25 protein-coding genes are annotated in these 23,156 nt (G+C 67.3%); 7 read left to right on the top strand and 18 right to left on the bottom strand.

All coding sequences use genetic code 11. The annotated features are described in order from the left end of the window. Positions 1-44 precede the first annotated feature (44 nt). From HARCEL1_RS05840 to mvk, 4 genes are all read right to left on the bottom strand, one after another. Entirely contained in the window at positions 45-1,157 is a 1,113-nt protein-coding gene (locus HARCEL1_RS05840; RefSeq protein WP_159077042.1) for an AI-2E family transporter, read from the bottom strand. A gap of 46 nt (positions 1,158-1,203) precedes the next feature. Beyond that, on the bottom strand, positions 1,204-1,761 hold the full coding sequence (locus tag HARCEL1_RS13335; RefSeq protein ID WP_159077041.1) for a hypothetical protein: 558 nt from the start codon (positions 1,759-1,761) through the stop codon (positions 1,204-1,206). A gap of 134 nt (positions 1,762-1,895) precedes the next feature. Next, positions 1,896-2,615 (bottom strand): isopentenyl phosphate kinase, encoded by a 720-nt coding sequence (locus tag HARCEL1_RS05835; RefSeq protein ID WP_108381624.1) that lies wholly within the window; start codon positions 2,613-2,615, stop codon positions 1,896-1,898. Next, positions 2,612-3,601: a mevalonate kinase gene (gene mvk / locus HARCEL1_RS05830; RefSeq protein WP_108381623.1), complete on the bottom strand. Its 990-nt coding sequence runs from the start codon at positions 3,599-3,601 to the stop codon at positions 2,612-2,614. Before mvk ends, HARCEL1_RS05835 begins: the two co-directional genes overlap by 4 nt. Before the next feature lie 139 nt (positions 3,602-3,740). Here mvk and cofH point away from each other — a divergent pair, with 139 nt between their 5' ends. Next, positions 3,741-5,078, top strand: coding sequence for a 7,8-didemethyl-8-hydroxy-5-deazariboflavin synthase subunit CofH (gene cofH, locus HARCEL1_RS05825; RefSeq protein WP_108384111.1), 1,338 nt, complete (start codon positions 3,741-3,743; stop codon positions 5,076-5,078). Between the two features lie 100 nt (positions 5,079-5,178). Then, entirely contained in the window at positions 5,179-6,012 is an 834-nt protein-coding gene (locus tag HARCEL1_RS05820) for a ZIP family metal transporter (RefSeq protein ID WP_108381622.1), read from the top strand. A gap of 73 nt (positions 6,013-6,085) precedes the next feature. Here the strand turns inward: HARCEL1_RS05820 and HARCEL1_RS05815 are convergent, their stop codons facing one another. Further along, positions 6,086-7,921: a hypothetical protein gene (locus HARCEL1_RS05815; protein ID WP_108381621.1), complete on the bottom strand. Its 1,836-nt coding sequence runs from the start codon at positions 7,919-7,921 to the stop codon at positions 6,086-6,088. 2 nt (positions 7,922-7,923) lie between these two features. Further along, positions 7,924-8,724 carry a hypothetical protein gene (locus tag HARCEL1_RS05810; protein ID WP_108381620.1) on the bottom strand — a complete coding sequence of 267 codons (801 nt, stop codon included), beginning with the start codon at positions 8,722-8,724 and terminating at the stop codon, positions 7,924-7,926. Positions 8,725-8,964: 240 nt separating this feature from the next. Between HARCEL1_RS05810 and hcp the strand changes: the two genes are divergently transcribed. Further along, complete coding sequence (gene hcp / locus HARCEL1_RS05805; RefSeq protein WP_108381619.1) at positions 8,965-10,293, top strand: hydroxylamine reductase; 1,329 nt, start codon at positions 8,965-8,967, stop codon at positions 10,291-10,293. A gap of 31 nt (positions 10,294-10,324) precedes the next feature. Here hcp and HARCEL1_RS05800 read toward each other — a convergent pair whose 3' ends face one another. Both HARCEL1_RS05800 and HARCEL1_RS05795 read right to left on the bottom strand, forming a co-directional pair. Continuing rightward, positions 10,325-10,750: a dCTP deaminase/dUTPase family protein gene (locus HARCEL1_RS05800; protein ID WP_233357420.1), complete on the bottom strand. Its 426-nt coding sequence runs from the start codon at positions 10,748-10,750 to the stop codon at positions 10,325-10,327. A 47-nt stretch (positions 10,751-10,797) separates the two neighbouring features. After that, complete coding sequence (locus HARCEL1_RS05795) at positions 10,798-11,235, bottom strand: GNAT family N-acetyltransferase (RefSeq protein ID WP_159077040.1); 438 nt, start codon at positions 11,233-11,235, stop codon at positions 10,798-10,800. A gap of 98 nt (positions 11,236-11,333) precedes the next feature. On the opposite strand from HARCEL1_RS05795, the gene HARCEL1_RS05790 reads away from it, so the two are divergent. Both HARCEL1_RS05790 and HARCEL1_RS05785 read left to right on the top strand, forming a co-directional pair. Beyond that, positions 11,334-11,660 carry a spore germination protein GerW family protein gene (locus tag HARCEL1_RS05790; protein ID WP_108384108.1) on the top strand — a complete coding sequence of 109 codons (327 nt, stop codon included), beginning with the start codon at positions 11,334-11,336 and terminating at the stop codon, positions 11,658-11,660. Positions 11,661-11,712: 52 nt separating this feature from the next. Then, complete coding sequence (locus HARCEL1_RS05785) at positions 11,713-13,071, top strand: NAD(P)/FAD-dependent oxidoreductase (protein WP_108381616.1); 1,359 nt, start codon at positions 11,713-11,715, stop codon at positions 13,069-13,071. A gap of 245 nt (positions 13,072-13,316) precedes the next feature. Here the strand turns inward: HARCEL1_RS05785 and HARCEL1_RS05780 are convergent, their stop codons facing one another. From HARCEL1_RS05780 to HARCEL1_RS05770, 3 genes are all read right to left on the bottom strand, one after another. Beyond that, a complete protein-coding gene (locus HARCEL1_RS05780) occupies positions 13,317-13,736 on the bottom strand; it encodes a universal stress protein (RefSeq protein WP_108381615.1) in 420 nt (139 codons plus the stop codon). Between the two features lie 309 nt (positions 13,737-14,045). Then, positions 14,046-15,083 (bottom strand): aspartate-semialdehyde dehydrogenase, encoded by a 1,038-nt coding sequence (gene asd, locus HARCEL1_RS05775; protein ID WP_108381614.1) that lies wholly within the window; start codon positions 15,081-15,083, stop codon positions 14,046-14,048. 51 nt (positions 15,084-15,134) lie between these two features. Then, entirely contained in the window at positions 15,135-15,755 is a 621-nt protein-coding gene (locus HARCEL1_RS05770; protein WP_108381613.1) for a class I SAM-dependent methyltransferase, read from the bottom strand. A 180-nt stretch (positions 15,756-15,935) separates the two neighbouring features. On the opposite strand from HARCEL1_RS05770, the gene HARCEL1_RS05765 reads away from it, so the two are divergent. Next, positions 15,936-16,430, top strand: coding sequence for a hypothetical protein (locus HARCEL1_RS05765; RefSeq protein WP_159077039.1), 495 nt, complete (start codon positions 15,936-15,938; stop codon positions 16,428-16,430). 409 nt (positions 16,431-16,839) lie between these two features. After that, complete coding sequence (locus HARCEL1_RS05760) at positions 16,840-18,012, top strand: dockerin type I domain-containing protein (RefSeq protein WP_159077038.1); 1,173 nt, start codon at positions 16,840-16,842, stop codon at positions 18,010-18,012. Positions 18,013-18,017: 5 nt separating this feature from the next. Here the strand turns inward: HARCEL1_RS05760 and HARCEL1_RS05755 are convergent, their stop codons facing one another. From HARCEL1_RS05755 to HARCEL1_RS05725, 7 genes are read right to left on the bottom strand one after another with little or no spacing between them, the layout of a single operon-like run. After that, positions 18,018-18,686 (bottom strand): urease accessory protein UreF, encoded by a 669-nt coding sequence (locus HARCEL1_RS05755; protein ID WP_108381610.1) that lies wholly within the window; start codon positions 18,684-18,686, stop codon positions 18,018-18,020. Further along, entirely contained in the window at positions 18,683-19,210 is a 528-nt protein-coding gene (locus HARCEL1_RS05750) for a UreE family protein (protein ID WP_159077037.1), read from the bottom strand. Before HARCEL1_RS05750 ends, HARCEL1_RS05755 begins: the two co-directional genes overlap by 4 nt. 26 nt (positions 19,211-19,236) lie before the next feature. Then, on the bottom strand, positions 19,237-20,106 hold the full coding sequence (locus tag HARCEL1_RS05745; RefSeq protein ID WP_108381608.1) for an urease accessory protein UreD: 870 nt from the start codon (positions 20,104-20,106) through the stop codon (positions 19,237-19,239). Beyond that, positions 20,106-20,717, bottom strand: a complete 612-nt coding sequence (gene ureG / locus HARCEL1_RS05740; protein WP_108381607.1) for an urease accessory protein UreG — start codon at positions 20,715-20,717, stop codon at positions 20,106-20,108. The genes HARCEL1_RS05745 and ureG overlap by 1 nt, the downstream gene beginning before the upstream one ends. Next, a complete protein-coding gene (locus HARCEL1_RS05735) occupies positions 20,714-21,088 on the bottom strand; it encodes an urease subunit gamma (protein WP_108381606.1) in 375 nt (124 codons plus the stop codon). The genes ureG and HARCEL1_RS05735 overlap by 4 nt, the downstream gene beginning before the upstream one ends. Continuing rightward, complete coding sequence (gene ureC, locus HARCEL1_RS05730; protein ID WP_108381605.1) at positions 21,085-22,779, bottom strand: urease subunit alpha; 1,695 nt, start codon at positions 22,777-22,779, stop codon at positions 21,085-21,087. The genes HARCEL1_RS05735 and ureC overlap by 4 nt, the downstream gene beginning before the upstream one ends. Continuing rightward, positions 22,776-23,141: an urease subunit beta gene (locus HARCEL1_RS05725; RefSeq protein ID WP_108381604.1), complete on the bottom strand. Its 366-nt coding sequence runs from the start codon at positions 23,139-23,141 to the stop codon at positions 22,776-22,778. Before HARCEL1_RS05725 ends, ureC begins: the two co-directional genes overlap by 4 nt. Between the last annotated feature and the right edge of the window lie 15 nt (positions 23,142-23,156).

Raw genomic sequence — 23,156 nt, 5'->3', positions numbered from 1 at the left:
GGTGCTCGGTCGGCAAGGTTAACGGTTACGGGCCGCCCCCGCGATCACGGGTCGTCGAGATACACCGGGTCGACACTCCCCGGAGTGGGCCCCGAACGGTCGGCGTACGCGGGGACGACGACCCGCAAGAAGTGGACGAGCACGACCAGCACGATCGGCCCGAGGAAGATGCCATACCAGCCGAAGAGAAGCGGGCCGATGATGTACGCGAACATGACGAGGCCGACGTGGAGATCGCCACGAGAGACGTAGGGCCGGACGATGAAGTCCGGAATCGTGTCGACGATCACTAACGAAACGACGAAGACGACGACCACGTAGCCGTACCCGCTTCCCACGTCGATCGCTCGGACGACGAGGTACGCCGTCATCGGGACGTAGACCAGTTTCATGCCGACGATCGGGATCAGACTCGCCAGTCCCGCGAGCACGCCCAGCAATGCGGGATACGGGATCTTCACGCCCGGCGGGCCGAGGCTGGCGAGCACGCTGAACACGATCGAACCGATGATCGCCGTCAGTACGGCGTTGAGCAAGGCCCCGTAGAAGATGCGCTGAAGGCTCCCGTCGACGGCACTGGCGAACGCGTCGAACACCCCCCGGTCGTCCCCGAAACTTCGCATCCATCGGCCGAACCCCGGGCCGTCCCGGAGCAAGTAAAAGGCGACCGCGAGCATGATGAACAGTTGAATCGCGATCGATCCGAGCAGACCGACGTACTGGATCGCGCCGTCGAGAATGTCCCCGAGAAAGCCGACGACGTTCGGGTCGCTGACGAGCGATCCAGGGTCCTGGACCAGATCGAACAGCCCCTCGAACTGTTCGAGGTGTTCGGCGCGGTCGATCAACGGGCCGATCGCAGCGGCGTCGGTCGTCGAGACGAATTTATCGAATTCCTGGTAGGCCATCGCGATCGTATACCCGATGAGCGTGACCACCGGGAGCGCGAGGAGGACCAGCGCGAGTCCAGCCGAGAGTGTGGGGCTCCTGATGCGACGTCGCAGCCGTCGATACACCGGTCGCGTGGCGTAGTACACGAACAGTGCGAACACGAACGTCCCGAGAAACGCCTCCAGGACCGTCGCGAGGACGACCGCGAGGAGAAGGCCGAGCACGATCCAGAGGAGGTCGGGACCGTCCAGGTCGGGTACCGCCATAGCCATCGGTTCGACGAACGGTGAGATAAACGTTTCCGCGGGGCCCTCAGGCCGTCCGGTCGGCCTCGTCGGACGACTCCTCGCCTTTGAACACCCACTCGTCGTCGAGGTCCGACTCCGACGATCGGGAGCGCTCGACGCTGTTTCGCGCGGTCCAGTCCGCAGGATCGGGCGTCTCTCGTCGTCCCCGCTCGGCCGCGTCGGTCGTCTCTGCATCGACCGATTCGTGTGTCGTGGTGTCACTGGTCGTTGCAGGCCGGGTCGGACCGACTGGACTCGCCACCCGACGGGGCATCGAGGGTCTGCCCAGCGCGGCGGACCGGTCGAGTCCGATACGGACGCCCGACGCCACGGTTTCGACGGCCAGAACGGCCACACCAGCGGCGAACAGCGCAATGCCGAACAGAACGGCCACGGCACCCGCAACGGTCACGCCCGGCGACGCGGTGATCGTCGCACGGGTGAACGCGCCCGGCGTGACAACCGTGGACAGAGCGACGAGTCCGGCACCGATCGCGCCGACCGATCCGACGAGCACCACCCCGACGAACAGTAGCGTCTCGATCACCTGTCGGACCGACTCGCGGGCCGAGATCGTCAGCATACCCGATATAGACGGTCGACGAGCAAAACGATTGGTCGTTTCGAGTGACTGTTCGGAACGTGTATTCAACACGAGATCGACCGAAACCTACCAGAGGGCGCGCCCGACGACCGGCAACGGCGGCACTGATTCGGTCACTCGACGGTCGTTCCGGGGCGCTCGCCGGAAAGAAAGGCCGACAGATCGTCCACGCCGAAGATCGAGGCCGGCCGGTCGAGCGCGGCCAGCGTCTCGACTTTCGCCGCCATCCCACCGGTCACGTCGGTCGCATCGCTCGCCCCGAGACTGTCGACGCTGTCGGGGTCCGTAATCGTCTCGATGACTCGATCCTCCGTATCGTAGACGCCCGGGACGCCGGTACAGAGGCCGACGCGGTCGGCGTCGACCGCGGGTGCGAGCGCGGCGACGAGCGCGTCACCGCTGACGATCGTCGCACCCCGGCCCGCGTGACCGACGACATCGCCGTGCAACACGGGCACGAACCCCTCGTCGAGCAGGCCCCGAATCGGCGCGACCGACAGATCGAGACCCTCGTCGCGCGTCGCCGCCGAGAGCGGGCGGATCGGCACCGACGGGACGTCCGCCCTGGCGAGTGCGCCCACGACGGCGTCGTTCAACTGCCCCATCGCGGCGTGAATCTCGCGGATCGCGTCGGCCGACCGGGTGCCATCGGTCGAGGAGACGCCGTGGCGGTCGGCGTGGTGGTGGCCGAAACTCCCGCCGCCGTGGACGACGACCAGCGGTTCGTCGGCGTCACCGACCGCCCGAGCGAGGCGGTCCAGTGTCGTTTCGTCGACGGTCTCGGGCGATGCCTTGTCGGTGATCACACTCCCGCCGAGTTTGAGGACGATCATCGCTGTTCCACGCGAACGCCGTCGCGATCGATCGCCGTCGCGAACGCCTGTTCACACGCCGTCGAGAACTCCAGCGCACGGCGGACGGGTCCGTCACCGAGCGCGACGATACAGCCACCACCGCCAGCACCGGTGAGTTTCGCGCCGCGGGCCCCGCCGTCGCGGGCGGCCCAGACCATCGCGTCGAGCGATCGCGCTGAAACCCCCAACGCCGAGAGCAGGCCGTGATTGACGTCCATGCATCGCCCGATAGCGTCGCGATCGCCCGCTTCGAGGGCGGCCTGTCCTTCGCGGACGACCGCACCGATCGTGTCGATCGTCTCGCGGATCGAGTCGTAGCGGTCGCGATCCGCGCGAACCCCGCGGACGAGCGCGCCGGTGTCGCCCGCACCGCCGTCGTAGCCGACGACGAACTCCAGAGTGGGGACGTCCTCCAGGCGTCGACAGTCCTCACCCTCGACGCGAACTGCGCCGCCCATTGCCGAGCAGAACGTGTCCGCTCGCGACGCTTCACCGTCCTGGACCGAGTGTTCGACCTGGAACGCCCGATCGGCAACGATCGCTGGATCGGGGTCGTGCCCGCACTCGACCGCCGCGGCGGTGATCGCTGCGACCGTCACGGCCGCCGACGACCCGAGCCCCGCGCCGAGCGGAATCTCGCTGTGAATCTCCACGTCGAAGCCCGCCTCGGGGCGATCGAGGAGGTCTCTGACCTGTGCGATCGACTCGCGGACGTACCCCATCGCGGCGTCGAGCAACGACTCTGGCGCGTCGACGTTCGGGCGGTCCTCCGGACCGCCGTCGTAGGCGACGGTAAAGCCCTCCAAGGAGAGGTCGTCGGCCGAGATCCGCAGGGCGGAATCAGCGCGTTCGGTGACGGTGACGCGCGCCCGCCGATCGATCGCACACGGGATCGCCGGTTCGCCGTAGACGACCGCGTGCTCCCCGAAGCAGTAGACTTTCCCGGGTGCACTCGCGGTGACCATGCCGGTCGGTCGGGGCCAGACGATTTGTCGCTTGGGATCGGCACCGATGGCCGTCGGCACGCACCGCCGACCGTCCCCGACCGCGGCAGTCGGTGACGCGATCGGAAGCTACGAGGGGGAGGGCCACACAGATTGCGCGATGGCAGCGGAGGGGGTGGCCCGTGAGTTCGAGTTCGACTGCCGGCCAGAGAGCGACCAGTCCTTCGGGAACGCCCTCGCGAAAGCGCGATCGGGCGACCGCCTGACCGTCGACGACGCGATCGAGTTGTTGACGACTGGGAGCGATCACGAGGGCATCGATCACGCACGCAAAGAACGCGTCCTCGAAGCCGCCGATCGTCGCCGTGCGGCGGTCGTCGGTGACGAGGTCACCTTCGTCGCGAACCTCAACAACAACGTCACGACCGCCTGTGACACGGGCTGTCTGTTCTGTAACTTCAAAGACCCCGCCGCGGCGTTCGAGAGCGATTCGCCCGGAGAATCGCCCGGTTTCACGAAGACCCCCAACGAGTCGCGCCGGATCGTCGAGCGCGCGCTCAACCGGGGGATCTACGAGGTCACGTCGGTCTCGGGCCTGCATCCTGCACTCGCACTCGACGACGAGCACCGCGCGATCCTGGCGAGTCTGGACGATCCCCCCGAGTACCGCCCGCCGGAGGTGTACGCGACCGATCCAGGGACCTACGTCGACCAGATTTCGGCGATGTCCGTCGGCGGTGTGCACGTCCACTCGATGACGCCCGAAGAGGCCGCCCACGCCCGCCGCGGCACGGAGTGGTCCTATCGGGAAGTGTACGACCGCCTCGCGAACGCCGGCCTCGATACGGTCCCCGGGACCGCCGCCGAGATCCTCGTCGAGGAGGTCCGCGAGGTGATCTGCCCGACCAAGATCGACACCCAGGGCTGGATCACGGCGATGGAGGCCGCCGCGGCGGCCGGGCTGTCGACGACGGCGACGATCATGTACGGCCACGTCGAAAACGAGGCCCACCGCGCCCGCCATCTGAAACGGGTTCGGGACTTGCAGGACCGCACGGGCGCGATCACCGAGTTCGTCCCCCTGAAGTTCGTCCACGAGAACACGCCCCTCTACGAGCGTGGCCTCGTCGACGGTGGGCCCGATCCCGTCGAAGACGAACTGCTGATCGCGGTCTCGCGGCTCTTTCTCGACAACGTCGATCACATCCAGTCCTCGTGGGTCAAATACGGCGACGAGCGCGGGTTGAAGCTGCTCTCCTGTGGCGCGGACGACTTCATGGGGACGATCCTCTCCGAGGAGATCACCAAACGTGCGGGCGGGTCGTTCGGTGAGGCACGATCGATCGGAGAGTACGTCGAGATGATCGACGCCATCGGCCGCCGGCCCGTCGAGCGATCGACGGACTACACTGAGCGGCGGCGGGTGGATCCCGACGACCCACCACACGGGCCCCAGTTGGGCCCACGCGCGGACGGGACGCCGCTGATCGAGCGGTAACTTCACTCCGGACCCACTGCCAGGCCGACCGAGTGCGAACAGTGATGGGCGGGGCCACAGAACCCCAGCGCATGAGTGGTGGCAGAGGGGTGATCGAGACGTGATCGAATCGCTGTTCGTCGATCTATTCGGGTCGAACGTCGTCGTCCACGCCCTCGTGGGCGGGATCGCGATCGCCGTGCTCAACCTGTTCGGCGCGTCGCTCGTGTTCGTCTGGCACGATCCCAGCGAACGGGGTCTCGACGGCGCACTCGGCTTTGCAGCGGGCGTGATGCTCGCGGCGAGTTTCACGAGTCTCATCCTTCCGGGGATCGACTTCGCGGGCGGCGGGCCAGTCGCCGCGGTCCAGGTGCTCGCGGGCGTCGCACTCGGGGCGATCGTCCTCGACGCTGGCGATCGACTCGTGCCACACGCCCACGTCCTGCTGACGGGCCGACGGCGGAGCGACGCCGCCGATCCGGCCGAGTCGCTCCCGATCGCCGACGAGCGGATCGCCGGCCTCGTTCTGTTCGTCCTCGCGATCACACTGCACAACGTCCCCGAGGGGCTGGCCGTCGGCGTCGGGTTCGGAGCGGGAGATCTGTCGGGTGCGCTCGCACTCGCACTCGCGATCGGCATCCAGAACGTCCCCGAAGGGCTGGCGGTCTCGATCGCGGCGGTCAACGCCGGGTTCGACCGCCGCAGTTACGCCGCGCTCGCGGGCCTGCGCTCCGGGGCCGTCGAGATTCCCGCGGCGCTTATCGGCGCGGTCGCGGTCACGCTCATCGCGCCGATCTTGCCGTATGCCATGGGCTTCGCGGCGGGCGCGATGTTGTTCGTCGTCAGCGACGAGATCGTTCCGGAGACCCACGCGCGGGGCAACGAGCGGATCGCGACGATGGGCACGATGGCCGGCGTGATCGTCATGCTGTTTCTCGACGTCACGCTGGGGTAGCGACGTGGAGCGGTTACGTGATGGGCGATCGATAAACTGACTGAGTACCGACGAGGTCGGTTGCTGTCGTGACTCAGTTCGAGACGCGATTGCGCAGGTCGAGCGCCTCGATCAACGGCTGATTGCGATCCATGTCGGATTCGAGTTCGACGTGGAGCGTCGAGAGCATCGTATCGAACAGGTCCTGCCGTTCCTCACTACTCTGGAACCGCGCCCCGCCGTTGATCGGATCGTCGGCGGGGACGCCCTGTTCGAGCCCCCACGGCTGGTCGGGGTAGGCCGTCCGCATGTGGTACGGTTCGTCGTGCTGGGCGATCCGGACGGCGTACGCCGACAGACTGCGCTCGCGGTCGTAGATGACCTCGATGATGTCACGCTGTGGGTGGCCACGCCCCGCGCCCGGACGGTGGGGGTTGTTGTAGTGGCCGTTGCGCAGCGTCGACAGGCCGGCTGGCCCGACCCACCAGATCACCGCGGCGTCGAGATAGTAGGGTGCGTCCTGGGTGTTGAGGAAGTCGATCACCTGGTAGAGGTAGCCGTCCTGCTGGTGCATCTTGACCGAGGCCTCCATCGGCGCGTTCGCAGTGAACCCGCCACCGAGGTCCTCGCCGGTCACGGGATGGGTGTTCGTCTCGATGGCGACGCGCAGTGGGTGGTCCTCGTCGGCGTAGACCTCCTCACCTGGCGTGCCGTTGGTCCAGCCGTCGACGTGTTTCGGCTGGTCGTGCGCGCGATCGCGTTCGTACTTCTCGTCGGGGATGTAAGTGCGCGCGTCGGTCGGCCACTCCTCCTGGACGAACGTCTCGGGATCGTTGGCGGGCGTCGCGGGCCCCGCAGTCTCCATCCAGGCGTTGCCCGACTTGTGGTAGGGCAGATTGACCGTCTCGTCGGGGAGGAACATCGCCCGCCCGAGCAGTTTCGCCGCGGCGTGGTAGGGGAGGCCGGCGTCGATCCAGCGACGGACGTGATCGGTCGTCTGAGTCCCCATGTCCCCGAGTGTGACCTGTCCACTGCCAATCTCAGACCGGACGGTCGCCAGGTCGACGTCGAACAGCGCGGCTTTCTCGCCGTCCGAGAGGTTCGTACTCGCCCAGTCGACGCTACTCGGCGCCGACTCGGCGGCCGACGGCAGGTAATCAGTCGTCGACCGGGGGACGTAGAGGTGCGCGTCGTCGGAGTCGTAAGTCGAACACAGTTCCGCAAGCGTCGTCCCCTCGTCGATATCGGCAACGGGAATGGTATCCGTCGGCTCTTTCTCGTTGCCAGCCTCGACCTCCCAGGGGTGTTTGTCGGTGTCGGGCGTCCCCTCGGTCGTCGTCCCGGGCGTCGCCTCGCCGGGCAGCGCAATGTCGGGATCGGCGGTCGGCGCGAACGCGATCCAGGCGAGTTCGAGCGTGCCGCTCCCGCCCTGCCAGCAGTTGACGCGAACGTCGTCGACGTTCGATCGGTCGACACCCATCGCCGCCAGGTCGATCGCGACGCGATCGAACGACATGGAGACGGCGTCGTCAGCGACCTCCGCGAGTGCGGCCTCCTGCCCGCCGATCTCGACCTGCACGTCGCTCGCATCGGCTCCGTTCGCCGCCCGCATGCCGACCACGAGATGCGAGTGGGCCGTCACGTCGCGCTCGACACGCGTGGCGTAGAAGCCGCCGTCGTCGTACTCCAGGGAGAGCACGGCGTTCGAGACGGTGGCGGACTCGAACCCGACGGCGGTCGACCAGTTGTCGAGATCGTTGGTCTCCAGTGGCGTCTCGCCGTCGAAGGAATCGACGACGAGGGTGTCCTCGGGCGCACCGAGGACGGACCCGATGGCGACACCGCCCGCGAGAGCGGCCCCGGCCCCTTTCAACAGTCGTCGGCGCGAGACGGCCTGCGATCCGTCCGGTGTCGTGTGGATATCCCTCATGGTCAGACCCTCTCGAACAGCGTCAGCACGTCGTCCAGCGAGACCGATCCGTCGTCGTCGAAGTCGAACGCGTCGGCGTGATCGCGGACGACCGACTCCTCAGAGTGCTGGAAAAATCGATTCACGTCCGGGAACGCGAGGTGCCCGCTCCCGTCGATGTCTTCGTAGGTCCCATCCCCGTCGAGGTCACGCGGGCGAGCGGCGTCACCGATCGCCGGCGGGCCACTCGCGACGAAACGAAGTTCGTCGATCCAGACCGCCCCACTCGCGTCGAAGAATTCGAGCCAGACGTCGTCCAGGGCCGAGCGGTCGACGCCCGCCGCGACCAGATCGATCGAGAGGACCGATCGATCCGTGCCGACGCTGCCCTCGGCCAGATCGTCGAGTGGGCCCTCGACGCCGCCGACCTCGATGGTCGCGTCGCCTTCTTCGCCGCCGTCGGCCCCCCGAAGCGCGATTTCGAGGTGATCGTACGCCGAGACGTCACGACGCACGTTCGAGGCGAACCAGCCAGTCCCGTCGTACGACAGTTCGAGCCACGACCCGTCGTCGGAGACCACGCTCGCCTCCAGATCGCCCGTCTGCGACCACTCGCCCAGTGCGTTCGATCCCGGGAACTCGCCCTCGAAGTCGTTGATCACCAGCGGGTCGGCGTGACTGCTGGTCGCCGGCGTCGCCAGCGCAGTCGTCGCCAGGACGCCCCCGCCGAGTGCCGCGAGGACCCCCCGCCGCGTCGGTCGCCGGTCGTCCCTGGTCGTCGGTGTCGATCCCCCACCGTCCGTCGTCTGTGGTCGGTTCGTCATGGATGAATGCGGACCGGGCTCTCGATGAGCCGACCCAGTCGTATTCGAGATTAAAGACCGTGTAAATAAAGAGGGTTCTCGAACCAGCAAACGAGGACAGCGAATGGAATATTCGTCGTTGTATGAGTAGAAATTTCGCGAGGGAGTTCCGCTGGCGTGCGATCGAACATGTTCGCGGCGGTTCCCGGACGACGGTGGCGCGCGGGGGGTCGTTTAATCGTGGAGCGTTCTCCTGCAGATATGCACTGCACCCAGTGTGAGCAAACGCTCGACGATGGCTGTCGGGAAGTGGGCGTCTGTGGCAAAGATCCCGATCTCGAAGCACTGCAACAGACCCTGATCCACGGCGCGAAAGGCATCTCGGCGTATGCCACTCACGCCCGCGATCTGGGCTACAGCGACCCTGACGTCGACGCTGCCGTCCAGGAAGCACTCTACACGACGCTGACGAACGTCAACTTCGACGCCGAGGACACCCTCGGACGCGCCCTCGACCTGGGGGGCGCGGCGATCGACGCGATGGAGTTGCTCGACACCGCTCACACCGAGACGCTCGGGACGCCCGAACCCGCCGAAGTGCCCGAAAACGACGTGGAGGGCAACGCGATCCTCGTCACGGGCCACGACATGTACGCGCTGAAGGGACTCTTGGAGCAGTCCGCCGACGAAGACGTCACCGTCTACACGCACTCCGAGATGCTGCCCGCCCATGGCTACCCCGAACTCGCCGCTCACGACCACCTGAAGGGCAACGTCGGAGAGGCGTGGTACGACCAGCGCCAACTGTTCCAGGAGTTCCCCGGCCCGATCATCGGCACCTCGAACTGCCTGATGCCGCCGGTCGCGGACTACGTCGATCGGTTCTACACCACCTCCGTGACGGGCCTGACCGAGGGCACCGAAATCGTCGACGACGACTACTCCCCGGTGATCGAACAGGCCAAAGAACTCGGGCCGGTGCCCGCTGAGGAGTGGAACAGTTCCGAAACCCTGACGACCGGGTTTTACCACGAAACCGTCCTCGATCTCGCCCCGCAGATCGTCGAAGCCATCGAGGACGGCAAGTTGAGCGACTTCTTCGTCATCGCCGGCTGTGACGGCCCGACCGGGGGTCGCGACTACTACCGCGAGATGGCCAAATCCGTCCCCGAGGACGCCATCGTGCTCACGACCGGGTGTGGCAAGTACCGGTTCAACGACCTCGATTTCGGAACCGTTCCCGGGACGGATCTGCCGCGCTTCATCGATCTCGGCCAGTGTAACGACTCGATTTCGACCGTGAAGATCGCGATGGGACTGGCCGACGCACTCGACTGTGAGGTGAACGACCTCCCGGTGCACATCGTCCTCTCGTGGTTCGAACAGAAGGCCGTCGCCGTCCTGCTCGGCCTGTTCCACCTGGGCATTCAGGACGTCCGTATCGGCCCGTCGGCCCCCGAGTGGCTCACGCCGGCCGTCATCGAGACGCTCAACGAGGAGTTCAACCTCCAGTTGATCGACGAGGTCGACAGCGATCTGGAGACGATGCTCGGGCGACCGCTCGACGGCGGGGCCGCCGCGGGCGACTGATCGGGGCGGGCCCCGAACGCACGACAGCCCACTATTCGATATCGATCAGCGTCGAGATCCGAGCGTTTTCTTTGAGCTTCAGCCCCGCACCCCCGACCGAGAGCGGGAGCCGATCGAGCGTGGCGGTGTGGACCGTCGGATGACTGGCGCCGCGAGCGAGCAGTGCGTCCCGTGGCTGGATCACGGCGCGTCGATCCTCCGGAAGATCGAGCGACTCGTTGAACGCGACGAGATACTGGCCCGCATCGAGATGCCACCACTCGTACTCGTCGTCCGGCGATCGAAACTCGCGGTCGTGTGCCTCGACGCCCGCCGCTTCGAGTTCACCACCACCGAAATCGATCCGACCGGGAGTCGTCACCTCGAACACCTCCTCGACGGTGCAATCGACGCCCGGACCCTCGGTCTGGGTCGGTTCGTGAACGAGACCATCGACGACGGTGCGCAGGTCGGTCACGCAGGAAAGATCGGCCGGCGAGGACATAAGCGTGGCCAGAGAGCAGTTCAGGGCCGTCGCAGGCTGACGGCGTCGAGACCGTTCCACGTCGTCGAGCCAGTTCGCTCGAACCCGTTGGCCTCGAAGAAGCCAGCCACGGGGTTCGGGGCGTCCGCCCCGACCGGCCCATCGTCGAGTAATCGGTCGAGCAGCGCCGATCCGAGGCCCTCGCACTGGCGATGCGGGGCGACGTAGACGCCCGTTACCTGCCGACGATCACGGTCGAAGACGGCGTAGCCTGCCTGTGCGTTGGTGGTCGCCGCGACGACGACCCGCCAGTCTGGATTCGCGATGCGCTCGGCGAGCGCGGCGTCGGGCGTCGCGACCAGATCGGCAAACGACGACCGGTCGAGAGGGACACTGTAGGTCGCTTCGATGGCCTGTCGGCGGAGGATGTCGAGCGCAGACGCTTCCTCGGGGCGGGCCTGGCGGATCTCGGTCGGCACACCACGAGAACAGGGCGGGCCCGAAAAGAGCGTGTCGGAGGGGGCGATCGAACACCCGACGACGGAACACGTTTCGAGACGACGCTCGTCGCACCGGCATGGACCTCCCGGCCGAATTTCAGTCATTGATCGACGCCATCGAGTCGAGTGCCGCCGACGCCGTCTTCGGACCACCGATCGAGCGCGCGGATCGAACGGTCGTGCCCGTTGCGCGGGTCGGATACGGACTCGGTGGCGGCGGTGGCCACGACGCGGAGGGCGAGGGTGGTGGACTCGGTGGCGGTGTCTCGGCGCGACCCGCAGGGGCCCTCGAAGTCAGCGACACCGGGACGCGATTCGTGACCGCGACCGGCCGACGGCGATCGCTCGCGCTCGTCGCAGTCGGAATCGTCCTCGGCGTCGTCCTCAGTCGTCTGCTTCGCTGACGGAACCGGCCGGTGACGGGACCTTTATGCCAGGCGAGACCGGCCCTGCGGTATGGACGAGGTCGCGATTGCGGTCGTCGGCGGGGGCCCGGCAGGGACGAGCGCCGCGGAGGCCGCCGCCAGCGCGGGGGCGGAGGTTCGACTGTACGAAAAGGGGGTCCCACGGGCCGACCGCCCGGAGCCAGGAGCCGACTCGACGGACGCAGCGGGGTTGCTCGACTACTGGTTCGACGTGATGGGCATCTCGTATGCGGAGTTTCCTGACCACCTGATCAGCGCCGAGTGCACGGGCGCGGCGTTCTACGGGCCGACCGTCGAGACGACGATCACCGACACCGGGCTGGCCGACGGCGAGGCCCCGTTCGGCATCACGTTCGATCGATCGGGCTTCGACGACTGGCTGCGCCAGCGCGCCGAGGCCGCGGGGGCCGACGTGCGCGTCGGGACCGGCGTGTCGAGTGTGTCGAGTACTCCGAGCGGCGGGTGGACCCACACCCTTGAGTTGGCCGACGGGACGACCGTCGAAGCCGATCGGGTGATCCTCGCGGACGGCCCGAGTCGATCGGTGACCCTGGACGCACTCTCACAGTTCGCCGATCGTGACCGGGTCGAGGAGGCGATCGGGCCGGATCACGCCAACCACATCGGCTACCAGGAGTATCGCCGCCTGCCCGAGGACGCGATCGACGACGATCAGTTCCACTTCTGGTGGGGCGCGATCCCGGGCCATACCGCTTACCCCTGGGTGTTTCCCGACGGCGAGGATCGCTATCGGATCGGGCTCACGATGCCCTCGGCGCTCGATCTCGCGACCGTCGATGACCCCGCGAACTACACCCTGATCGACGCCGACGACGAGCGCATGCCCCCCGGCGCGATCGTCGTCGAGCGCCTCCTCGACCGCGTTCTGGGGGTCGACCCGGACGACGCCCCCCGACTCGACGACCGGGGGAAGAGCAACGGGACGGAAGCGTACCCCATCTCGTCGACCCGCCCGATCGAATCGCCCGTCGGAGCGGATCTGGCGGTCGCGGGCGGGGCGATGGGGACGACGTCGGCGTTCCACGAGGGCGGCGATCACGTTGCGGTCCGCACGGGATCGATCGCGGGGCGCCTCGCCGCCGCGGACCGCCTCGACGAGTACAACGCCGCCTGGCAGGACGCCATCGGGTCGGAGATCCGCCGGAACGTCGCCGTCGCGGACATGGTCCGCGGGTACGGCCCCGACGACTGGGATCGACGCCTCCAGACCGGTCAGCGCGTCCTCGATTCAGACCGCTCGGGGATCTGGCGACTGTTCAGCACCGGCATCGACGGGGCGCGCGTCGTCGCCGAGTACACGTATCGGCGCTGGCAGTTACGCGACGGTGGCTACGTCGGTCTCCCCGAATCGGCCTACGACATCGCGTGACGAACGCAATCGATTTCCCTCCGTCGGGGCTACGCTCTATCGCGTGTCTCTAGTCCCCGCCCGAGTGGACCCACAGGGGTGCGATGACCGTGCGGAGATCCCGGACACGCTATATTGCGACAGTCGTGGGCAGATCACTGCCCACTGACGGGCCACGCCCGTCCGCCCGGCACGAGGGTTTCCCGGCCGACCCGGCAGACCGCCAGGGATGAGGTCGGACGTTAGTGTTCCGGGCGACATCGCCCTCACCGAACGACAGTCACGGGCACCGGTGACCGGCGGAAGATCGTTTCTGCGACGTTGCCGACGAGTAGCCGGTCAGCGATCGATCCACCGTGGCTCCCGACGACGACGGTGTCGTACTCGTCGGCCCGGTTGAGGATGGCTTTGGAGGGGCGCCCCCACGCGACCTCGGTCGATATGTCGCGAGCGTGATCGTCAGCGATCGCTCTGGCCCGATCGAGGACGCCTTCGGCGTGCTCCTCGGCCGCCGCCTTGATGTCGTCTTCGATCGCGAGGCTCATCGCCTGGCCCATCATCGTCGACGGTTCCCCGACCACGTTGAGCACGGTAACCTCGGCGTCAGGGTGGGCCTCGAAGGCGAAAGCGAGCGCGCGCTCCGCCATCTCCGAGTCGTCCATCGGCACCAGGACCGATTCGATCATACCGGAGGTGGGGACCCCGACCTCATGAAATGGCTGGGTCCCGGGGGCAGTCGTCGTCCGAGGCCCGTCCTGTCGCTTTCACACCGACAATCATCGTCGAATCGGGAGTCCCAGCCCCAAAATAAATCACATGTGGCTATATGAAATCTGTACGAGCGCGGCAGAGGCCCGCCTGCCCGACGCGACGAGAGAACGGGCGTCGGCTGGCCAGTCAGAAATCGTCGAAACTGCCGATACGAGGCGGTAAAGGTCTCGATACGGAAAAACTGCGATCAATAGCGAGCTTCCCGACCAGCGTCGACGCAGAGACTACAGGTAGCCTTCGCGGGCCAGCAGTTCGCCGTTCAGGACGCTCGCCCCGGCGGCCCCGCGACGGGTATTGTGCGCCAGACAGTTGAACTGGACGCCCTCGGCGGTCGCTTGCACGCCACCGACGCTGATCGCCATGCCGTCCTCGGTGTTCCGATCGAGGCGTGGCTGGGGGCGCCCCGGGTCGTCGAAGACGTGGATCAACTGCTCGGGCGCACTCGGGAGGTCCACAGTCGGATACGCCTCGAACGCCTCGACGATCGCTTCGGGCGTGGTGTCCGCGCGCGTGTCCACGAACACGTTTTCGAGGTGGCCGTCGAGGGTGGGGATGCGGTTACACGAGGCCGCGACCGTAGCGTCGAGCCACTCGACGCTGTTCCCGTCGAACGTGCCCAGCAGTTTCCGCGCCTCGGTCTCCATTTTCTCTTCCTCACCGCCGATGTGCGGAATCGCGTTGTCGATGATCTCCATCGAGGTGACGCCGTCGTAGCCCGCGCCCGAGACGGCCTGGAGCGTCGATACGTCGACCCGATCGATCCCGACGGCCTCCTCGATCGCTGCGAGCGGCGGGACCATCGTGATCGTCGAGCAGTTGGGATTCTTGACGATCGCCCCGTCCCACCCGCGCTCCTCGCGTTGCACCTCGATGAGATCGATGTGCTCGGGGTTGATCTCGGGGATCGTCAGCGGCACGTCGGGATCGGTCCGGAAATTCGAGGAGTTCGAGGAGACGAGATAGCCCGCCTCGGCGAATGCGGGTTCGACCCGTTCGCCCACTCCGGAGGGCAGCGACGAAAAGAGCAGGGGCACGTCGTCGGGCACGACCGCCGGATCGGTCTCGCTGACGGTCATTGCGGCGACGTGGTCGGGAATCGGACTGTCGATGCGCCACTTCGCCGCCTCGCGATAGGACTGGCCGGCACTCGACGAACTCGCGGTGAGTGCTGCGATTTCGAAGTCCGGGTGCGGTGCGAGCGTCTGGACGAGGCGCTGACCGACGGCCCCGGTCGCGCCGACGATTCCGACGGGAGTTGTCATACCCCGAGCGTGGCGGATGGGTGGCCAAAACAGTTTGGAAACGCTCTCGACTCAACCGAAGCGGGCCCGACCACGGACGAACGGTCGGACCGGCGTGACGCCGAGGTGAAATCGCTCCATCGCGATCACGTCGAGCGCCGATCGGTCGAGCACGCGCTCGGCGGTCGCCCGGCGCAGGTGACAGCCTGCGGCCGCGTGTCGCCAGATAGGGTCGATCGCCGCCTGGACGCGATTGCGCCACCCCTCGTCGGCCACGTGTTCGAACAGGCGGAGTTCGCCACCCGGAACGAGGACGCGTTCGACCTCCGCGAGCGCCGCGTCGGGATCGTCGACGGTACAGAGCACCATCGCAGCCACGACCGTCTCGAAACTGTCGTCGTCGTACGGGAGCGACTCGGCGCTGGCCGATCGAACCGACACGTCGAGGTCGTCGCTCTCGATCCGGGCGTGGGCCCGCCGGCGCATGGCGGGACCGGGTTCGATCGCGTGGATCGCACTGGGGTTGGCCGCCGCCAGCACGGGCAACATTGCGCCTGTACCAGTCCCGACGTCGAGCACCGGCCCGTCGATCCCCTCGGCGAGCGCCTGCCGGTGGGAGCGAAGCAGAGTCCGCTCGGCGATCGCCATCACCGGATCGTAAATCGCCGCGAAAAGTGGGTGGCTCTCGGTCATAGTGTCGATAGACGGTCCAGACACAAGGGTGACGGTGCCCCGGCAACCGCGTGGTCCCCGCCCGTGGTCGGCCACGAGACCGATGACAGGATCGGATTGATTTTAACACAATACGGGGCAAATATTTCATGGATGCGGTTCCCGATCTCGATTCGATCACGGTCGGCCTCTCGACGCCGTGTGCGGCCGACATCACGATGGGGCCGTGGCCGATCGCTTCGAGGGCACGGCGACCGTCGCCGACGACGGCACGTCCGTGACCATCGACTGGTCGGGGTTCCCCAACGGGGCCGATCGCCATGGAACGGTCGCCACCGTCGAGGTGACGGGGCGGGCGGCCAGTCACACGCGAGTGGTATCGACGACGTCGTCACCGCCTCGGACGGGCACGTCAGGACGCAGTGGGCGACGCTGGGGGTCAACGAGTCCGTCGCGACGATTCCCGGCGGCAAAACGGGATCGTCACCCCCGATCGACGGCAGCGTTCCCGCCGACATCGACGACGGGATGTACGAGGACCTCAACGGCGACGGCGAGGTCAACTTCCCAGACGTGAACACCCTGTTCCAGAACCTCGGGACGGACGCCGTCTCGAACAACGCCCGATTGTTCGACTTCGAATCGGGGAATGGCGTGACCCTGCAGGACGTGCTCGCGCTGTTCGAGTCGGTCTAACAGACCCCAATCGCCAAAGACCGGGTGTCGGTTCCATTTCGGATCCCCGGTATGGCCCGGTCAGGAAGTTAGTTTTACATTGAATGATGGATAAATCTATGGTATGAGAGATCGAAGACCTCGATCTGAGGTGTCGGATGCCAGCGAGCACTCGTCACGCCGTCAGTTCCTCAAAACCGTCGTTGCAGGGGGTAGTATCGCTGGAGTCGTCGGTGCAGGCATCGGACGCGAAGACCAGAACATCGCCGCTGGACTGGTCGCGACCGATCAAAGAACTGTCGACCCACCATCTCGGGCGCATCTCTGGCCGGACCAGAACGTCGTCGCACCGGGGAAGTCGGTGACTGCCGATGTCGTTCTTCAAAAATGGACTGTCGGGGGCTGTCAGCCGGCGGGATACGACGTAACGGTGGAAGTCGAGGACCCCGATGTCGTCGAGATCTCCGGCCTCGAACCGCCCGGTGATCTGACCGCGCAACCGACTATCGAGGACGGGCGTCGTGCCACACTGTCGGTATTTCAGGAACCCTGGTTCGGGTATATCGGTGTCGAACCGCCGCTCGCGACACTCACGCTCCAAGGGAAGACAGCCGGTCGATCGACGGACGTCACTCTCGAAATATCGTATCTCGGTGACGACTGCATCGTCGAAGACGATCGGCGGACGATTCGCGTCGCGGACGAGCGGCCGGACCCACCCACGACCCTCGACTACAGACCGAACCGGGGTGATTCGGTCCTCGTCTCGTGGGATCATCCCGCCGACGGCTGTGATTCGGTCGTCGACGAATACGTCGTCTCGATCGACGGAACGGACGAGAATACCGTTCCGGTCGGAGTGACCGAAGCCAACGTCTTCTCAAAAGCCGACGTCACAGCCGGGGAGATCGGTGTCCGCGCAGTCGATACGTCGACAGGAGCGTCCGACACCGTCACGACGGCGGCGAACTGGAGCCACGACGATCCGGACTGCGTCGTCGAAATCGCCGAAATCCATCACCCAGTGCCCGTCGACGACACGATCCCGATCTCCGTACTCTGGGAAGATTTCGGATCGCTCCCCGACCTGGAGTCGGTCACCGTCGCGGTGTCGAACCCCTGTGTCGCAACGATCACCGACGGTGACGTTCGCCAAGACATCGAGGGATCGGTCACTGTCGACGATCGGACCGCAACGATCACCGTCGACGAGTCGGTCCCAGACGCGGACTCCACGGGCACGTTGGGATGGGTCACCGTGGCCGGCCAGCGGGCCGGCTTCACTGGCATCGAAGTCGTCGACGTCTCGATGGCCACCGAAAGCACAGTCCTGACCAATGGTGACATGATGAGTGTCTATCACGACCTCTCCGAGTACGTCGATGCCGCCCCCACGATCGACGGTGCGAGACCCACGGATCCAGACGACGACGGCCTGTACGAAGACCTCACCGGCGACGGACGCGTGAACTTCCCCGACGTGAACACGCTGTTCCAACACACCGACGAATCAGTCGTCCAGAACAACGTCGAGCTGTTCGATTACAACGACGACGGAAATGTCAACGACATCGACGTGCTCGCACTGTTCGAGTCGGTCTAAGTGCGCTAGCTCCGGAACAGTCGCCGGTCGGCGCGTTCGTGTCTGGCCGATGCGATGTCGATCAGTGGTGTGGTCCCGCCGATCCGATCGAGCGGGCGGTCCGCGCTGTCTGCGACGGCCGTCTCGATCGCCGGCCCGAGGTCGGTCAGGATCCGCTGGGCGTCGGTGTGGCCAAGGCTGAGGAGTCGCTGGCCCGCCCCGAGCAGGTCCGAACAGTAGCGATAGCCGTGGAGCCGACACGCCCGATCGGCATCGATGTCCGCGACCGCCGCGACCGCGCCGAGCACCGCCGGCCCCTGGTGTGGCGGATCGCGGTCGCGATAGCTGGCGATCAGCGGAGCGTCGCGGGTTTCGACCCAGATCTCCGCGAGGCGCTCGCCCGCCCGACGCGCGCTCTCGCGGAACTCCGCAGGCAGCGTCGCGGCTTCGAGACGACGATCGGCCTGGACGACACCCGCGACGTCGCCGTCACGCGCTGCCCGGTGGGCTGCCCGGAGCGCCACCATGTCGCTTGGCCCGATCTGGCGGGTGAGCGCGCGATCGAGAAAGCCCCGAAGCTCGTCGACCGACCCGACGCGATCGTCGACGACGCACTGTTCGAGGCCGTAGGAGTGAGCGTAACTCCCCGTGGGGAGAAACGAATCCGCGAGCTGGAACGCCGCGAGGTCGGTCACGACGAATCCTCCTGGTGGGCCTGTCGGCCGTCGACGCGGGTGTGGTCGTGGGCGTCGTCACCGTGGTCGTGGGTGTGACCGTCGCGGGGCGGTTCGTGACTGTGGCCGTGATCTGGTCCGTCTTCGAAGACCGCCGGCGAGACGTCGCGCTCCTCGATCGTCGCGCTCGTGGGCAGGGCGTCAGCGATTCGCTCGCGAGTGCGCTCGACGGAGTCCGCGACCGGGACGACGGCGACACCGTCCTCGATCGCCACCTCCCAGTGACGGTTCCCGATCGCGTGGCCGAGTTCGAGCGTCGACAGTGGATCGGGGTCGCCCAGATCGATCGCGAGCGCGTCGACCGGTTCGATTTCGACGACGAAGCGCCGGTCGTCGCTCGCGATCACGTCACCCGTCCGGAGGCGTCGCCCGACGATCACGCCGATCTCGGTCCCGCGCTCGGTCGTCGTTCGCACGCGCGAACGCCGGCGCTCGTCGGCGTCGAGGCGGACGGTCACCGCTGGATCGCACTCCAGGGCTGACACACGGCCGAGATACGTATCAGCGACGATCACGCTGGCCCCCCGAGGAGCGAACGGCGTGCGGCGTCGTGGGCGGCCGCGATCGCGGTCCGGACCGGGTCGGCGGCGGGCGCGACGACCCGGACGAGCACGCCCGCGCCGCGGGGGAGGGTGCTCGCGCCGGCCCGGGCGGGGCCGTCGACGGCCGCGTGGAGTCGATCGCTCAGCGCGTCGGCGTCGCCGTCCGGCGCGACGACGTACAGATCGCCCAGGACGATGCCCTCCGCGCCGCCGATCGCGGTGAGCGCCCCCTGCTCGTCGGGCGCGAGGTCCGTCCGATCGGTCGCGAGGCGGCCCCCGGGACCCTCGATCCGGACCGCCGCGCGATACCGGTCGAACGCGTACCGCTCGCCGCGTGCGAGGCGTCCGGGGACGACGATCGACCCGACGATCGCGCTGGCCGCGGCCCCGACCGAGAGGTCAAGGCGTCGATCCAGGCGCGCGCCGGCTTTGAGGATCGACGCTTTCGGTCGCCAGTCGAGGTGGCCGCCGCGCTCGACGGTCAGCCGGACCTGCTCGGTGGCGTAGTTGGCGTCCATCCCGAACACCTTCGTCGCACTGCCGGTGGTGACGCGCGCGACGGCCTCGGGGCCGACCGAGACGTCGACTGCACGGCGGTCGCCCTGGGCGATCCCGCCCGCGGGCGACTGGACACAGACCGCCGTCGCGCGATCGATCGGATCGGGCAGCGTTCCGGTGACGTGGAACGGCGAGCGGGCGTAATCCCGAACGAGCGCGGTCCCGCCCTCGGTCGCGCCGAATTCGAGTTCGAGTCGGCCGTCCGTGCCCGCCGCGCCGACCGACGGGCCGGGCGGAGACTCGTCGGCGTACGCCTCGAATCCGGGTCGATCGGCGGCCATCAGGCCAGCAACACCCCGCGTGTGAACTGCTCGGCCACCCTGGCGACCCCCTCGCCAGTCCGGGCGTTCGTCGTGAGGACTGGCCCATCGCGGACCGCACGCGCGTCCGCAACCATCGCATCGAGGTCGACGTCGACGTGTTCGGCGAGGTCGGTCTTGTTGATAACGAGCAGGTCACAGTCCACGACCCCCGGTCCGCGCTTGCGTGGGATGTCCCCGCCCTCGGCGACCGAGATGACATACAGCGAGTAATCCGCGAGTTCGGGGTTGAAGGTCGCGGCGAGGTTGTCCCCACCCGACTCGACGAGCACCAGATCGAGGTCGGGATGGGCGTCGAGGAACTGGGCGATCTGATCGAGGTTCATCGAGGGGTCCTCGCGAATCCCGGTGTGCGGGCAGGCCCCGGTCTCGACGCCGGCAATGAGGTCTTCGGGGATCTCGCCCGCGAAGCGCGATTGCAGGCGGTCGGCGTCCTCGCGCGTGAGGATGTCGTTGGCGATCAGGCCGAGATCGTGGTCGGTCAGGTGCGGGACCAGCGCCTCGATCAGCGCGGTCTTCCCGGAGCCAACGGGCCCGCCGATGCCGACGGTCGCCACGTCGCGGGCGCTCACGACTCGTCCTCCGGGGGATCGGTCTGTGTGTCCAGAGCAACTCCGCCGTCGGTCGCGGCCTCCGGAGCGGCCCGGATCGGGTCGTGAACGGTCACGAGTTTCGTCCCGTCGGGGAAGGTCGGTTCGACCTGGATCATGTCGATCATTGCGGGGACGCCGTCCATGACGTCCGCGGGATCGAGCAGTTGGGTCGCCTCGGCGCGAATCTCCGCGACCGATTCGCCCTCGCGGGCGCGCTCGAAGATCCAGTCGGAGATGTACGCGACCGTCTCGGGGTGGTTCAGCGCAATGCCTCGCTCGTGGCGACGGCGAGCGAGTTCCGCCGCCATGAACACGAGCAGTCGTTCGCGGTCCTTGGGTGAGAGGTTCATAGGACGTACCGCTGGGCGAGGGCGATTTCATCGCTCGGTTCACACGTCACGACCTCGCCGTCGACCCGGACGGTGAACGTCTCGGGGTCGACGTCGATGTCGGGCGTGGCGTCGTTACCCACCATGTCGGCTTTCGAGACGTCGCGGGCGTCGATCGGGACGACCGGCGTCTCCAGGTCGTAGGCCTCGTCGATCCCGCCCTCGGCGGCGGCCTCGCTGACGAAGCGCAGGGAGGCGGCGTTTTTCGCGGTGCCCTGCGCGCCGGCGCGCTCGCGCTGGACGATCGGCTCACAGGTCATCAGCGATCCGTTGGCCTCGCCCATCGCGGAGTACGCGGGGAACCCGCCTTTGAACGTGACCTGGGGTTTGATCCCGAAGAAGGCCGGATCCCAGAGCACGAGATCCGCGAGTTTCCCGGGTTCGAGCGACCCGACGTGGGCATCGATGCCCGCCGTGATCGCCGGGTTGATGGTGTACTTCGCGATGTAGCGCTCGATGCGCGCGTTGTCGGCACCCGTCCCCTCGTCGGCGGGCAGGGGCCCGCGCTGCCGTTTCATCTTATCTGCCGTCTGCCAGGTCCGGCAGATCACCTCGGCCATCCGGCCCATCGCCTGGGAGTCGGAGGTCGTCATCGCGATCGCGCCCTCGTCGTGGAGGACGTCCTCGGCGGCGATGGTCTCGGCACGCACGCGCGATTCCGCGAACGCGACGTCCTCGGGGACGTCGTCGTCGAGGTGATGACAGACCATCACCATATCGAGGTGTTCGTCGACGGTGTTCGCGGTGTACGGCATCGAGGGGTTCGTCGAGGAGGGCAGGACGTGGGACTCCCCGGCGAGTTCCACGATGTCGGGGGCGTGACCGCCGCCCGCGCCTTCGATGTGGAACAGGTGGATCGGCCGCTCTCCGATCGCGTCGGCGGTGTTCTCGACGAATCCCGCTTCGTTGAGCGTGTCGGTGTGCATCGCGACCTGGACGCCGGTCTCCTCGGCAACGGAGAGACACGTATCGATCGCGGCGGGTGTCGACCCCCAGTCCTCGTGGAGTTTGAGGCCGCAGGCGCCCGCTTCGACCTGCTCGCGCAGGGCGTCGGGCGCGCTCGCCGAACCCTTCCCGTAGAAGCCGACGTTGACCGGCCAGTCCTCGGCCGCCCGGAGGAACTGCTCGATGTTGTGCGGGCCGGGCGTACAGGTCGTCGCGCCGCCGCCGAACCCGCCACCGAGCATCGTCGTGATCCCGCTCGCGAGCGCGTGATCGACGAGTTGGGCGGAGTTGAAGTGGACGTGAACGTCCAGCCCCCCGGGGGTGACGATCATCCCCTCGGCGGGATAGGCGTCGGTGCCCGGGCCGACCACCATGTCGACACCGTCCATGGTGTCGGGGTTGCCCGCCGACCCGACGCCCGCAATCAGCCCATCCGAAATCCCCACGTCGGCGGCGAAGATGCCGAGGAGCGGATCGATCACCGTCGCGTTCGGGATCACGTAATCCAGCGCGTCCTCACTGGTCGCTTCGGGGGCCATCCCCATCCCGTCGCGCAGGGTCTTCCCGCCGCCGAAGACGGCCTCCTCGCCCGCCGTTCGGAGGTCACGCTCGATTTCGGCTTCGAGTGTGGTGTCACCCAGACGGACCCGATCGCCCGTCGTCGGGCCGTACAGGCCGGCGTACCGGTCGCGATCGATGTCGGTCACAGATACCCCTCCGCACGAGCGCGGTCGAGGGCGGCCTCGCGAACGTCGGGATCGTCCAGATTGCCGCCGGTCAGCCCGTTCATCCCGAGGAGACGCCGTTCGCCACCGATCGCGACCAGATCGACCGGTTGCTCGTCACCGGGTTCGAACCTGATCGCGGTGCCCGCGGGCACGTCCAGGCGGAAGCCAAAGGCGGCCTCGCGGTCGAATTCGAGCGCGTCGTTCGCCTCGAAGAAATGGGCGTGAGAGCCGACCTGGACCGGCCGGTCCCCGGTGTTCGCGACGGTCACGGACCGGCGGTCGCGCCCCTCGTTGATGGAGACGGGGTCCTCGCCCGTCGTGACCGCACCCGGAGCGGTCACCGTTCACCCCCCGTT

The organism is Halococcoides cellulosivorans (assembly GCF_003058365.1).
GTDB classification, from domain to species: Archaea; Halobacteriota; Halobacteria; order Halobacteriales; family Haloarculaceae; genus Halococcoides; species Halococcoides cellulosivorans.
Note: the sequence above shows the minus strand (reverse complement) of the source record. Positions and strands in the feature narration are given on the sequence as shown.

Coding starts and splice junctions, on each gene's coding strand:
- HARCEL1_RS05745 (WP_108381608.1), bottom strand. CDS start 20,106: ATGGCCGCCGATCGACCCGGATTCGAGGCGTACGCCGACGAGTCTCCG.
- HARCEL1_RS05815 (WP_108381621.1), bottom strand. CDS start 7,921: ATGAGGGATATCCACACGACACCGGACGGATCGCAGGCCGTCTCGCGC.
- HARCEL1_RS05770 (WP_108381613.1), bottom strand. CDS start 15,755: ATGACCGAGAGCCACCCACTTTTCGCGGCGATTTACGATCCGGTGATG.
- HARCEL1_RS05790 (WP_108384108.1), top strand. CDS start 11,334: ATGGACCTCCCGGCCGAATTTCAGTCATTGATCGACGCCATCGAGTCG.
- asd (WP_108381614.1), bottom strand. CDS start 15,083: ATGACAACTCCCGTCGGAATCGTCGGCGCGACCGGGGCCGTCGGTCAG.
- HARCEL1_RS05810 (WP_108381620.1), bottom strand. CDS start 8,724: ATGACGAACCGACCACAGACGACGGACGGTGGGGGATCGACACCGACG.
- HARCEL1_RS13335 (WP_159077041.1), bottom strand. CDS start 1,761: ATGCTGACGATCTCGGCCCGCGAGTCGGTCCGACAGGTGATCGAGACG.
- cofH (WP_108384111.1), top strand. CDS start 3,741: ATGGCAGCGGAGGGGGTGGCCCGTGAGTTCGAGTTCGACTGCCGGCCA.
- HARCEL1_RS05735 (WP_108381606.1), bottom strand. CDS start 21,088: ATGAACCTCTCACCCAAGGACCGCGAACGACTGCTCGTGTTCATGGCG.
- hcp (WP_108381619.1), top strand. CDS start 8,965: ATGCACTGCACCCAGTGTGAGCAAACGCTCGACGATGGCTGTCGGGAA.
- HARCEL1_RS05840 (WP_159077042.1), bottom strand. CDS start 1,157: ATGGCGGTACCCGACCTGGACGGTCCCGACCTCCTCTGGATCGTGCTC.
- HARCEL1_RS05835 (WP_108381624.1), bottom strand. CDS start 2,615: ATGATCGTCCTCAAACTCGGCGGGAGTGTGATCACCGACAAGGCATCG.
- HARCEL1_RS05785 (WP_108381616.1), top strand. CDS start 11,713: ATGGACGAGGTCGCGATTGCGGTCGTCGGCGGGGGCCCGGCAGGGACG.
- HARCEL1_RS05780 (WP_108381615.1), bottom strand. CDS start 13,736: ATGATCGAATCGGTCCTGGTGCCGATGGACGACTCGGAGATGGCGGAG.
- mvk (WP_108381623.1), bottom strand. CDS start 3,601: ATGGTCACCGCGAGTGCACCCGGGAAAGTCTACTGCTTCGGGGAGCAC.